The following is a 13,109-nucleotide window of genomic DNA, read 5'->3' on the forward strand; positions in this document are numbered from 1 at the left end:
CCGACCGTCTCGCCGGCCGATGTCCTGATCGACCCTGGGTCTGAGCTATCAGCGCGACCGCTCCTGGAGGGAGCGCAACAGCCTGCTGGCCTCCGGACGATCACCACCGTCCGGCTGACCGACAAAAAATTGCAGTTCGTGATGCAGGAGCGTCCGGGCGCGCTCGGTCTCTCCTTTGGCGGCGAGCAGGCGCGCAAGACCCTCCGCGGCACGTAGGCCAAATCCGTGCTGGCCACGACGCTTGGCAAGCGCGAGCGCCAGCTCGAAGTTCCGCTCGGCCAGCGAAGTGTCGTTGATCTGCGCATGTGCGGCAAATCGCCCTTCGATACGCAGGCATTCAGCCTCATACCAGTAGTTGCCGCCTCGCCCGAAGACGTTACGCGCCTGATCGAGACAACGCCGTGCGTCTGCCAGACGGTCGGCGCGGACATAGGCCTCTGCCAACCAGCAGAGATAAGTGGGCAGCCAATAGACGAGGTGCGCCGTCTGCAGGAAATCGCGCTGCTTCTCAAGCAGATCGATGCCTTCCGTGAGGCGGCCGCTTTCAACGTCGGCCCAACCGAGAAATGTCCGTGCCACCGAGACCCAGAGCGGCAGCTCCCGTCTGATCGCCCCATCGAGCGTCCGCTGGGCGAGCTCCCGCACCGTCGGCACGTCCCGCTCCAGCGTGTAGAGCATGCAGGCGTGTGCATAGGCGTAACCGAGGGTATGGGCATGCGACAATTGCTGCGCGTGTCGAAGTGCCTCTCGGCCGTGCGTGACCGCGTCGGCAACTCGGCCCACCAGCCAGTAGCAGATGCACAGGTTGGACAGGCTCGTGATCTGCACGTCGGTGCCGTATGTCACGGCCGTCGCTCGGTCGGCGGCAGCATCGTAGAGTTTGGCGGCCCGATCGAGATGGACGCACGCCTGCTCGGTCTCCCCGTCGAGCAGCGACGTGCCGAGCAGCCGGTGGCCCACCATCCGATCGGCCCTCGTTCCCTTTTGCTCGGCGAGCGTCAGAAAATCCCGCGCCAGCGTGCCGGCCTCCCGCACGTTGCTTGCGACACGCAAATAAGACCATCTTGCGTACAGCGCCGGAAAGACGCGCGGATCGTTGTCGAGGGCACGGCAGAGCTCGATGGCGCGGCTGCTGACGTCAGCGACCGCATCGGCGCCGAATCCCTGCAGCGCGATCGTGGGCCCGATCAGCGCGATCTGGGCGTTCAGCTCCAGATTATCCCGTTCAAGTCCCGCCGGAAGCTTCCTGATCTCCTCCAGCGCCATCTTGAGCTCGGCGACCGCTTCCAGATTAGCCGAACGTTGTGCTGCCTGCTGGGCCGCCTTGAGCCGCATCTGTGCCGCGCGGGAGGTGCGCCCGGCCTCGGACAGGTGCTGCGCAAGATAGCCGGGTTCGGTGATGGCAACCTCCGGCAGATGGAGCTCGATCTCCGCAGCCACGCGGTCGTGAAGCTCTCGTCTCTGCCGTTTAAGAAGCGAATAATAGGCAACGTCTCGGACCAGCGCATGCTTGAAGGAGTAGACCTTTTCGTCGTCGTTGCGCTCAAGTCCTATCAGTCCAGACGCTCGCAGCCGCTCGAGAGCCGGTTCGAGGCTATCTTGAAGCTCGCCGGCGACGGCAGCAAGAAGCCGATGCGGAAAGCTTCGGCCAATCACCGACGCGAGCTGCGCGACGGCCTTGGCATTGCCGAGGCGCTCGAGACGCAGCATCAGGGAGTCGTAGAGCGCCGACGGCACTTCTGAAGGTCCGCTGGCGCCAGCCGTTCGGACGCCCGGATCGACCTGGCCCGTTTCGAGGGCCGCCGCCGCCAGCTCCTCCACGAACAGCGGCACACCGTCCGATCGCGCCACAATCTGCTGTATCAGCTGACTTGATAGCTGTTTGTCGCGCATGACCGATCCGGCAAGATGGCGGCAGTGCTCATCGTCGAGACGCTGAAGCACTATACGCAGGATCGTCGGCGACACGTCACCAAGCACGGATGCCCGGCTGGTGAACACTAGGAGATTCCGCGTACCGCCGATCTGGCGGGCAATTCGCTCGACGATCTCGATTGTCGATGGATCGGCCCAGTGAAAATCCTCAATCAGGATCAGGCTGGCTTCGCCGCGCGTTTGCGAGATCAACAGCCGCACCGCCGCATCACGGGTCTTTCGACGCTGCTCCTGCGCGTCGGGAATGATAGCGCCTGACGCCGCCGGCACCGCTAAGCCGAGCATCTGGCCGATCAGCGCCAACTGCTCCTCGTCGCCGCCGGACGTCGCGGCCACGAAATCACGCAGACGCGCTGAATTCGCGTCGGCGTCTCCATCCCTGCCGATGCCGATGCGCTGCTCGAGTGCCCTGATGATCGGGTAAAGCGGCGTGCTCTGATGCGGGGCGGAAGCTTGGATCGCCAGAATCAGGTCGTCGGGCAGCGCGGCCCTTTCGATCAGCTCCAATGCCAGGCGCGATTTTCCGATCCCGGACTCCCCAGTGATCTCCACCGTACGCCCCTGCCCGGTCCGCGCCAGCTCCCACGCTTGCAGCAGCTGCCCCATTTCAGCGACCCTGCCCACCAGGGGCGAGGCATTGCGACGGCGTGCACGATGGCCAGCGCCATCTTCCAACGCCTCGCCCTCGACGAGAAAGACCTCGACTTTTCGCGACAGTCCCTTGAGCGAACACATACCGAGCGATTGCAGGGCGAATTTGCCGCGGAGGAGACGCCTGGTCTCACCGCTGATCACCAGCGAATTGGGCTCGCCCATCTCCAGCAACCGGAATGCAATGTTGGGCGTATCGCCGACGATCTCGGTTGCATCGTGCACGTGACCCAGCCTCGCCTTGCCGATCACCGCTACGCCCGTATGGACCCCGATCCGAACGCGCAGCGGTTCCCGGATCTCCGCGATGGCGCGCTCACTCAGTTCGTGGAGTGCCCGCAACAACACCAGGCCGGCACGGACCGCGCTCTCGGCTTCGTTCTCCGATGCGAGCGGATAGCCGAATTCCGCACGAATGCCGTCGCCGATATAATTGACTACGCTGCCCCCGGCATTAGTGATGCATTGCGAGCTTATCGCCTGGAATTCCAGCAGGATCTCTCGCAAATCCTCTATGTCACAGCGCTCGGACAGGCCTGTTGAGTCGACCACGTCGCAGAACAGAACTGTCAGCTGGCGGCGTTCGGTTGCTCTGTCGTGAGGGTCATCCATCACTCATCCCGGAATTCTGAAGCATGTTGCCCGGTTCGACGTCACGGCTCGAGTTGGCTCCGCTGCCTCTTCGAAAGTGTGACGCAGATTGGCCATTGCCTCGGTAGAAGTCCACGACACGTTACGCGAGTAATTGGTCAATCCCGCTGCCTCAATCGCGAGCCCGATCCTCACGGACTCAGCAGATCGGAAAAGAACGGATTCAGCATTCGTCCTCGCGGATCTTCCCTTCTCACATGCGCCGAGAAGTCGATCCATCTGGTCCCGTACGCTGCCTCGACGTGGTCCCTAGTGATGAATGGACTCTGGTTCAACAGGGGAATGCCGCCCCTCTTGCTCGCAAATTCATTGAACGCCTTCAAAAACCCGTCCCAAGCCGGCCGGTCCGTATAAGCGTGGATGGGGTCGACCGAAAACACGTCTCCGTCATGCGAGTAGGACAGCAACGAGTGCTCATCCTTCCGGATGAAATAGGAGCCGAGCGCCATGTTGCAGCGGAAGTCATGGTCCTTGAAATATTTTTCGCTGAAGTCCACGTAATCGCGCAGCACATGCAGCCATTCAGAGCGCGGAAATGCCCAGAACGTAAACGCATATCGCGCCGACGGCCGCGTATTGCTGTAGTCGATCGTCTTGTCGGGATTGTATAAGGTCGCTCCGCCGATCAGGTGCAAGAACGACATCAACAGCCGGTTGCCAATGAACCACGTGTCGAGCAACGCATCCCTGAGAGGCTTGGTCGGGATGCTGCTGTCGATGAATCTGCCGACGCGGGCTTCCGCAAAATTCCAGAGGTTACGGCGGCTGGCGGCGAACAGCGATCCCAACGGTCCGATCCTGTCGATGGGACGTCGCGTCTGGAAGTACGCCTTTCGTCCGACCGTCCAACAGATCAGGCCTCGCGACGCATCGATGATCCCGTCCACTTCCTTCTCGGTCAGTTCGCCGATCCGGCGCGGCAAATATCTGAAGTGGATTGCTTCCAACGGCTTGATGCGAAACGTCACCTCGTAGATGACGCCGCACAGGCCGTAACTGGAGCGCATCAGGTACATCAGATGCGGGTCCTTCTCCTCCGATGCTTCCGCCAGCCCGCCGCTGGGCGTCACCCATTTCATCGCTGTGATGTACGAGCCGACCTGTCCGAACTCGCCGCCGTCCAGGCCGTCCTTGGTGTGGCAGCAGGCCGCCGCACCGAGCGTCATGTTCCCGATCTCGATATTGGTCAGAAACTGGAGGTTCATCGCCCGCAATAGCCGCGATGCAGCAATGAACTGGAGACCGGCCTCGGCCGTGAACGTCATGCTGTGTGGATCGATCTTGTGGATGCGGCTCATCCCGGACATGTCGATGATCGTCCCGTCCGAGGACGCGCAAGGCGTCAAGGAATGATAGCTGCCCATCGCCCGAACAGGGCTTGGGTAGCGGTCGGCATCCCTGAGGATCGATTGAATCTCGTCGACGGAGCGCGGTGACACCAATTGCGCGGGCGAGCTTGTGATCCCGCCGTCGTAATTGCGAACCATATTGCCCATCTGCGTCACCCCCTTGACGGCGAAACACGCAACTTAGGATGGCTTTTCGGTCTTGCCGGCGCCGGTGCCGGCCTGGTTCTCACGAGATTGAAGCGCTTTGTCGCGCAGCTTCGCCGCGCTCACGCAAATTCAGCCGGGTCGCCCGATGCACCCACGTGCTGTACGCTATCCTATCCGACCAAACATTTGGTCGACAGGGAAAATTGCATGCCCGGGCGACCGCAACCGCCGGAAAGCCGCGTTGGCAAACGGCCATTTTGGTGCTATTGAACTGCATTTACTAGTTGCAAATTGAGTTTATTTCACGCCATCGAGTTTGGGAGCGTCAATGTCCCGCGAGAACGATGGTTTTGCCTTCCATCGTGACCTGCTCCAGGCGGTCCTGGATGTTGTCTATCGGGCCATCAACTTCCTTGTCAGATGGGACCACCTGCCGACCCTGCTCGGAGCTGCCAATCTTTCGGTGTTCCGCGACCGGCTGCGCGAGCACAACCTCCACCATACCGGCTATGGCACGACGTCGCCTGGCTGGAGCACCGGCAATGACCGGTGGCGTTCCGCTGACGGCTCGTTCAACAGCCTCGACCATCCGCGCATGGGCATGGCGGGCGCCCGGTTCGGACGCAATTTCCCGCTGCCGGAATGCGTGCCGGACGGCGTAGACGATCTGCTAGAACCCAGTCCGCGCGAAATTTCGACGGAATTGCTGGCGCGGGACCAATTTATTCCCGCGACCAGCCTCAATCTGCTGGCCGCCGCCTGGATCCAGTTCGAAACGCATAATTGGTTCAGCCATGGGGTGCCCGAGCCGGGAAACGAGTTCAAAATCCCGCTGAAAGCGGGCGACCAATGGCCCAAGAAGGAGCGGCTCGACGACTGCATGAAGATCCGTCGCACAGTTTGCGACGAGACATCGCGTGAGTCATGGCTCGGCGCCACACCGACATTTCGCAATTTCAACTCGCACTGGTGGGACGCCGGGCAGATCTACGGCAGTGATCGCGCGAGGCAGATGCAGATCCGATCCGGGGTCGATGGGAAGATCAGGGTCGGCGATGATGGGATGCTCCCAGCCGATCCAGTCCATCCGGGTGCCGATCTCACCGGCTTCAATGACAATTGGTGGGTCGGGCTCAGCCTGCTCCACAATCTCTTCGCGCGTGAGCACAATTACATCTGCGATGGCTTGAAGACCCGGTATCCGGCCTGGAATGACGAAGAACTATTCCAGCGTGCGCGCCTGATCAACGCGGCCCTGATCGCCAAGATCCACACCGTCGAATGGACGCCAGGCATCCTCGGCCATCCTGCGCTGGATTTCAGCATGCACGCCAACTGGTCGGGGATACCATACCGGGTGCTGCGCGCAGTGCTCGGCAAGAACAGCGAGGCCGCCTATGGCATCATCGGCTCTCCGACGGACCAGCACAGCGCGCCCTACGCGATGACCGAGGAATTCACCGCTGTCTACCGCCTGCACCCGTTGCTCCCGGACAAGATGGATGTGCGGCGGCTCGATACCACAGAGCCAAAATCTTGCGACTTGGTCAACATGCAGGGACGCGTCTCCCGCGAGTTCATGCAGTCTCACGGCTTCGCCAACCTGATGTACTCCTTCGGCACCGCTCATCCCGGCGCCATTCGCCTCCACAATTATCCCAACTTCCTGCGCCAGTTCACGAAAGACGGCCAGCCGCTGCTGGACGTGGCCGCGATCGATATCATGCGTGATCGCGAGCGCGGCGTGCCGCGCTACAATCGTTTCCGCGAGCTGGTCGGCAAGAAGCGCGTCAAGACATTCGAGGAAATCACCAGCATCCCCGGTGCCGCCAAGAAGATGCGCACGATCTACAAGGGCGACGTCGACCGCGTTGATCTGATGGTGGGGCTGTTAGCCGAGGACCTGCCGGACGGCTTTGGCTTCAGCGATACCGCTTTCCGCATCTTCATCCTGATGGCATCGCGGCGTCTCAAGAGCGACCGCTTTTTCACCGACGACTACCGGCCGGAAGTTTACACCGACTTCGGTCTGGACTGGATCAACCACAACGGAATGAAATCGGTCCTGCTGCGGCATGTGCCGCAGCTCGGGGCGGCGCTCGAGGGCGTCAACAACGCTTTTGCCCCCTGGAATGTGCTGCGAGGCTAGTCATGGCCCTCATCATCACCATTCCGGGCCTCATTCGTCTTGCCCTCGTGCGCGATCCGGACGAACTGCTCCGCGTCAACGATGCGGGCGTGGTCGCGCGCTCGCTGTCCGGCCGCGGCGGTCTGTTCAATCGCTCGATCGCGGCAAAGCTCGCGGTTTTCCGCACACGTGATGGTGACATCTGGCCGGCGTTTCGCGACCGGCGCGATGCATTCCGCGCGGCGCATCAGGCGGCGCTCGAATCCGCACTTTCGGATGTCGAGCCGCTGTTGCAGCGGATCGCGCCGGAGATCACCGAACTCGGCAATTACATCCGCGACGGGCACGCACATCGCAGCATGGGCGTCGCTGTTCAGCAAGCGATAGGCCGGCTCTTCTTCGCCGACTATGTTGCTAGCGAGGAGTCCTACGCCGCCGCGCGCACGTTGCAGGCCTGGCTGTCGGCCTGGCCGCTGCGTGCATACTGGATCAGGCGCAGCGGCGCGTTGAAGGCTGCGCTCGATCGAATTGAGGCAGCCTCGCGCGGCGACATGGCTTGCGCGCATGCAACTGCGCTTGCGATGGACAACATCGTAAAGTCGATCGATCTGATGCGCGAGCTGGTGCTTCGCGGCGACAATCTGGCGAAGATCGAACCGCAGGATGCACTGCTTCGCACGCTGCGCGCGCCCGCACGCGTGATCCGCGAAGTGCGCGATGGAGACTGCGTTGGTTTGATCCGGCTGCGGTCACGGACGTTGGTGCTGCTAGCAGTCGAAGACGCCCGCCAGCAACGTGCCTCCGACCCGGGATTCGCATTCTTTGCCGATGCGTGGAATCGTTGCCCCGCGCACAGCATTGTCCCCGCGTTGCTCATCGAGGTCTGGCAGGCGGCAAGGACCAACAAGAAGCACAGCGCGACGGGAACGCCGCCGCAAGGTGGAGTGACAACGTCGCGGCCGGCCTAGCACTTGAGCTTGTCGGCGATTCCGCCAAAATCCTTGGCGACGATGTCCCAATTGCCGGTGGCCTCGAAATCGACTTTCTGGAGCGGACCGTATTCGGTCGGCCGCGCCACGAAGGCCGTCTTCAGCCCGTTCTTCTGCGCGGCGGCAAGGTCGCCGTTATGGGCTGCGACCATCATCACCTCTTCCGGCTTGAGGCACAGCAGGCGCGCGGCGCCGAGATAGGTTTCGGGATCGGGCTTGTAGTGCTCGAACAGCTCGGCCGACATGATGAGGTCCCAGGGAAGCCCTGCGAACTTCGCCATGTTGGTGAGCAGCGCGACATTGCCGTTCGACAGCGGCGAGATCACGAATTTCGTCTTCAGCCGCGTCAGGCCCGCGACGCTGTCGGGCCAAGGGTTCAGGCGGTGCCAACCCTTGGTGAGGTGATCGAGATCGGCTTCGGTCAGGCCTGAAATCGAAAATTGCGCGACCAGCTTTTCCAGCGAGCGGCGATGCAGATCATCCAACATGACATAGCCGCGCTCGGGATGTTTGCGCACGTCATCCATCGAGGCCATGTACATGCCGCGCCAGCCGTCGACCAAGGCGGTCCAGTCGGCGGAGATCCCGCGGCCCTTCGCCCACCACATGAAGTCCGTGATCAGGCTGGTGCGCCAGTCGACGACGGTGCCGAACACGTCGAACACCAGGGCTTTGACGGCGGTGAGGTCTGACACTGGCGCTTCCCTTGATTATTCTTGTTGTCATTCCGGGGCGACGGCGCAGCATCAAGCCCGGAATCCATTTCACCGCGGATACTGCCGTCCGATAAATTCCGGGCTCTCGCTTTGCGAGCCCCCGGAATGACGGAGAACATCAATCCAGGTGGAATTTCGCCAGCTCGCGGTGCTCGGCCTTGATGTAGCGCACGGTGCCGGTGACGGAACGCATCACCACCGTCTCGGTCTCGATCACGCCGTCCTTGCGGAATTTAACGCCTGACAGCAGCGAGCCCGTGGTGACGCCGGTGGCCGCGAACAGGCAGTCGCCGCGCGCCATGTCCTCGATGCCGTAGATCATCTTGGGATCGTTGACGCCCATCTTGGCCGCGCGTTCGCGCTTCTCGTCGGAGTCCAGGATGAGACGGCACTGCATCTGGCCGCCGATGCAGCGCAGCGCAACGGCTGCGAGCACGCCTTCGGGTGCGCCGCCGGTGCCGAGATACATGTCGACGCCGGTGTTGTCAGGGTCGGCGCAGTGGATCACGCCGGCGACGTCGCCGTCGGTGATGAGGCGCACGGCGGCACCGGTCGAGCGCACGCTCTCGATAATGCTGGCATGGCGCGGACGGTCGAGCACGAGAACGGTGATGCCGTCCGGCTTGACCCCCTTGGCCTTGGCGAGGCGGCGGACGTTTTCGGCCGGTGTCGCATCGAGCTCGACGACGCCCTTGTCATAGCCGGGACCGATTGCGAGCTTCTGCATGTAGACGTCGGGGGCGTGCAACAGCGTGCCGCCGTCGGCCATCGCCATGGTGGCGATCGAGCCCGGCATGTTCTTGGCGCACAGCGTGGTGCCTTCGAGCGGATCGACCGCGATGTCGACCTGCGGGCCGGCGTTCATGCCGACCTTCTCGCCGATGAAGAGCATCGGCGCCTCGTCGCGCTCGCCCTCGCCGATGACGATGGTGCCCTCGATCGGGAGCTTGTTGAGCTCGCGCCGCATCGCGTCCACCGCGGCCTGGTCGGCCGCCTTCTCGTTGCCGTGCCCGCGCAGACGCGCCGAAGACACCGCCGCCCGCTCCGTCACACGCACGATCTCCAGCGTGAGAATGCGCTCGAGCAATGCATGCGGCGGGACTGAAATATGGGTCGACATCGGCTCACTCCTTCGAAACAGTTTTGGACGGACATCTCCGCCGCATCAACTCGTAACACCCACAGTTCGTTCGAACCGTGTCTTATTCTTGGAGCATGACCTTTCCGGAAAACCGCTTCACACTTTTCCGGGTCATGTTCAGTTCTTCTCGATCCTGATGACCTGCGGCCGTCCGCTGATCACCTTGTCCTTCTGCACGGCCGCGAGCGCGCGGCGCACGGCGTCCTCGTGCGTGGCATAGGTGATGAGGATGACGGGCACCGGTACCGCCTTGCCGTCTGCCGGCGCAGCGCCGCCATTGGGATGGCGCTGCACGATCGACTCGATCGAAATCCTCTGCTCCGCGAGCCGCGTCGCGATCGCAGCCGCGGTACCCGGGAAATCGCGTGCCAGAAGGCGGATGTAGTAGCCGCCCTCGTGGCGCTCCATCGGCGCCTTCTTGGTATCGCGCAGCTGCGAAATCGGCCGGCCGAACGGATTGGCGCGAATGCCGCGCGCAACATCGGCGATATCGGCGACGACGGCGGATGCGGTCGCAGCGCCGCCGGCACCGGGGCCGACCAGCGTGATCGGCGGGATGCCCTCGCCATCGATCGTGACCGCATTGGTGACACCCATCACCTGTGCGATCGACGAGGATTTCGGAACCATGGTCGGATGCACGCGCTGCTCGATGCCCTTGGCGGTACGAACAGCGACGCCGAGGAGCTTGAGCCGGTAACCGAGATCGTCAGCGGCACGGAGATCTTCCGGCGCGATGGAGGAGATACCTTCGACATACACCGCGCTTTGAGCAACTTTCGTGCCGAAAGCGAGGCTGGCGAGAATGGCGAGCTTTTGCGCGGTATCGTGGCCGTCGATGTCGAATGACGGATTGGCCTCGGCATAGCCGAGCCGTTGCGCGTCCTTCAGGCACTCGGCGAAGGACAGGCCCTCCTGCTCCATCCGGGTCAGGATGTAGTTGCAGGTGCCGTTGAGGATGCCGTAGACCCGGTTGATGCCGGTTCCGGCGAGACCTTCGCGTAACGTCTTGATGACAGGGATCGCAGCGCCGACGGCTGCCTCGAAATTCAGCGCGCCGCCGTGCTTTTCGGCGGCCTTGGCCAGCTTGAGGCCGTGCTTTGCCAGCAACGCCTTGTTGGCGGTGACGACGGATTTGCCGGCACCGAGCGCTGCCTGGACCGCCGACAGGGCGGGATCGCCGGAGCCGCCCATCAGCTCGACGAAGCAGTCGATGCCGGGATGCGTGGCGAGGGCAAGCGGATCCTTGACCCATTCGATCCCGCGCAGATCGACGGCGCGCTTCTTGGCCTTCGAGCGGGCGGTGACGGCGACGACGCGGATGCCGCGGCCGCTGCGGCCGGCAAGCACGCGCGCCTGCGTTTCGATCAGACGGACAACTTCGGCGCCCACGGTGCCGAGCCCCGCTATGCCCACTTTCAGGGGTGCAACCATGATGCCTTGGAAAACCTGCGGAAGAGAACTTAACGCCGAGTGGCGAGCGGAACGACGTTGTGCAACGTTTCGATGCCGCTTTCAAGGAAACGGCGCACGCCGCGCGCGGCCTGCCTGATCCGTTGCTCGTTTTCCACCATGGCGATGCGGACATATCCTTCACCATGCTCGCCGAAGCCGACTCCGGGCGAGACCGCGACGCCGGATTTCTCCACCATCAGGGTCGCGAACTGCATGCTGCCGACGGTGCGGAAGGCTTCCGGCAGCGGCACCCAGGCGAACATCGACGCTTCCGGCGGCGGGATCTCCCAGCCGGCGCGGCCGAACGATTCCACCAGCGCGTCGCGCCGCTTGCGGTAGGTGTCACGCATCTCCTTGATGCAATCGTCCGGTCCGTTCAGCGCGGCGGTCGCTGCGACCTGGATCGGCGTGAACGCACCGTAGTCGAGATAGGATTTGACGCGGCCGAGTGCCGCAATCACGCGCTCGTTGCCGACCGCGAAACCCATGCGCCAGCCAGCCATCGAATAGGTCTTCGACATCGAGGTGAACTCGACGGCGACGTCCATCGCGCCCGGCACCTGGAGCACCGAGGGCGGCGGGTTGCTTTCGTCGAAATAGACCTCGGCATAAGCGAGATCCGACAGGATCAGGATCTCGTGTTTTTTCGCGAACGCGACCAGGTCCTTGTAGAAGTCGAGGCTCGCGACATAGGCGGTCGGGTTCGAAGGATAGCAGACGACGAGCGCCAGCGGCTTCGGGATCGAATGCACGATCGCCCGCTCGGCCGCCTCGAAGAATTGCGGCGTCGGCTCCGACGGCACCGAGCGGATCACGCCCCCCGCCATCAAGAAGCCGAAGGCGTGAATCGGGTAGCTCGGATTGGGACAAAGGATGACGTCGCCGGGCGCGGTGATCGCCTGCGCCACGTTGGCAAACCCCTCTTTGGAGCCGAGCGTCGCCACCACCTGGGTGTCGGGATTGAGTTTCACGCCGAAACGGCGGGCGTAGTAGCCGGCCTGGGCCCGGCGCAGCCCGGGGATGCCGCGGGAGGCCGAGTAGCGGTCGGTGCGCGGCTTGCCCAGCGTCTCCTTCAGCTTCTCCAGCACATGCGCTGGCGCCGGCAGGTCCGGATTGCCCATGCCGAGGTCGATGATGTCGGCGCCGGCGTTCCGCGCGGCTGCCTTGGCCCGGTTGACCTGCTCGAACACGTAAGGCGGAAGGCGGCGGATGCGGTAAAACTCTTCCATGGCTCTCTCGGCTCCGGGCAACCGGTCAGGACAGAATCGACAGGCCATAACGGCCATGCGGAAAGGCGCCCGCTTCCCTCGCGAAAATTACTCAAGATCAAATACTTAGAGCAATCATCGACGACGGTGACTGAAGTCGTTCGCCCTGACTCTCGGCTGAACTGTGGTCTTTTAGCACGGCGAGGCGGAGGCGCCAGCGATTACCTTGCAGCGCCCTATTTCGCGTCCTTGGTGGCAACCGCCTGGCGGTCGCGCGCGGCAGCAAGCTCGGCCTCGATCTTGGCGCGTTGGTCCGGCGGCATGACCGCCTGATCGCGATCCGGCGGCAGATCGTGCACCGGCAGATAGCTACCGGCTTCCCTCGGATGCGCTTGCGCATCGGCAGGCGTCATATCCGCAAGCTGGCTCGAGCAGCCGCCCAGGGCCAGCGCCGCCATCAGCAGCACACCACAGATCCACCGCGACTTTTGCAGGTCCCTCAACGCCAACACCAGGGAAATCCCCTACCCGTCCCAAAGCACGGCCCCGGGCAACCTTACCCAAGTCCGCGCCCAAGCTCAAACCATTGCTGCCCAGATGGTGCGAGCGAGAAAACAACCCCGGGTCCACCAAGCCGAGCGGTGCGGCTCGATTGTGACGGAACCAAGAAAATTTGTCGCAATGCAACACATCTTCGAGAGTGTTTAACGCCAAACAAGCGAGCTTCGCGGTGACGAAT

Annotated in this window: 9 protein-coding genes; 2 read left to right on the forward strand and 7 right to left on the reverse strand. The window is 63.0% G+C overall.

The genetic code is table 11. The annotated features are described in order from the left end of the window. Positions 1 to 48: 48 nt before the first annotated feature. Both ABIC03_RS00915 and ABIC03_RS00920 read right to left on the reverse strand, forming a co-directional pair. On the reverse strand, positions 49 to 3,198 hold the full coding sequence (locus ABIC03_RS00915; protein ID WP_354054749.1) for an ATP-binding protein: 3,150 nt from the start codon (positions 3,196 to 3,198) through the stop codon (positions 49 to 51). 170 nt (positions 3,199 to 3,368) lie between these two features. Further along, the gene (locus ABIC03_RS00920) at positions 3,369 to 4,733 is read right to left on the reverse strand and encodes an FAD-binding protein (RefSeq protein WP_354054751.1); all 1,365 of its coding nucleotides are present in this window, start codon (positions 4,731 to 4,733) and stop codon (positions 3,369 to 3,371) included. Between the two features lie 328 nt (positions 4,734 to 5,061). Here ABIC03_RS00920 and ABIC03_RS00925 point away from each other — a divergent pair, with 328 nt between their 5' ends. Together ABIC03_RS00925 and ABIC03_RS00930 are read left to right on the forward strand one after the other, a co-directional pair. Beyond that, positions 5,062 to 6,882, forward strand: coding sequence for a peroxidase family protein (locus ABIC03_RS00925; RefSeq protein WP_354054753.1), 1,821 nt, complete (start codon positions 5,062 to 5,064; stop codon positions 6,880 to 6,882). 2 nt (positions 6,883 to 6,884) lie between these two features. Next, positions 6,885 to 7,829 (forward strand): hypothetical protein, encoded by a 945-nt coding sequence (locus ABIC03_RS00930; protein WP_354054755.1) that lies wholly within the window; start codon positions 6,885 to 6,887, stop codon positions 7,827 to 7,829. On the opposite strand, the gene ABIC03_RS00935 is transcribed toward ABIC03_RS00930, so the two are convergent. From ABIC03_RS00935 to ABIC03_RS00955, 5 genes are all read right to left on the reverse strand, one after another. Then, positions 7,826 to 8,545: a haloacid dehalogenase type II gene (locus ABIC03_RS00935; protein WP_354054757.1), complete on the reverse strand. Its 720-nt coding sequence runs from the start codon at positions 8,543 to 8,545 to the stop codon at positions 7,826 to 7,828. The genes ABIC03_RS00930 and ABIC03_RS00935 overlap by 4 nt on opposite strands. 139 nt (positions 8,546 to 8,684) lie before the next feature. Beyond that, positions 8,685 to 9,686 carry a class II fructose-bisphosphatase gene (gene glpX, locus ABIC03_RS00940; RefSeq protein ID WP_354054759.1) on the reverse strand — a complete coding sequence of 334 codons (1,002 nt, stop codon included), beginning with the start codon at positions 9,684 to 9,686 and terminating at the stop codon, positions 8,685 to 8,687. Positions 9,687 to 9,824: 138 nt separating this feature from the next. Further along, on the reverse strand, positions 9,825 to 11,141 hold the full coding sequence (locus tag ABIC03_RS00945) for a homoserine dehydrogenase (RefSeq protein ID WP_354054761.1): 1,317 nt from the start codon (positions 11,139 to 11,141) through the stop codon (positions 9,825 to 9,827). A gap of 29 nt (positions 11,142 to 11,170) precedes the next feature. Continuing rightward, entirely contained in the window at positions 11,171 to 12,391 is a 1,221-nt protein-coding gene (locus tag ABIC03_RS00950; RefSeq protein ID WP_354054763.1) for an LL-diaminopimelate aminotransferase, read from the reverse strand. A 215-nt stretch (positions 12,392 to 12,606) separates the two neighbouring features. Beyond that, entirely contained in the window at positions 12,607 to 12,882 is a 276-nt protein-coding gene (locus ABIC03_RS00955) for a hypothetical protein (protein ID WP_354054765.1), read from the reverse strand. Positions 12,883 to 13,109 lie beyond the last annotated feature (227 nt).

It is taken from the genome of Bradyrhizobium sp. RT6a (assembly GCF_040547675.1).
Taxonomy (GTDB): domain Bacteria; phylum Pseudomonadota; class Alphaproteobacteria; order Rhizobiales; family Xanthobacteraceae; genus Bradyrhizobium.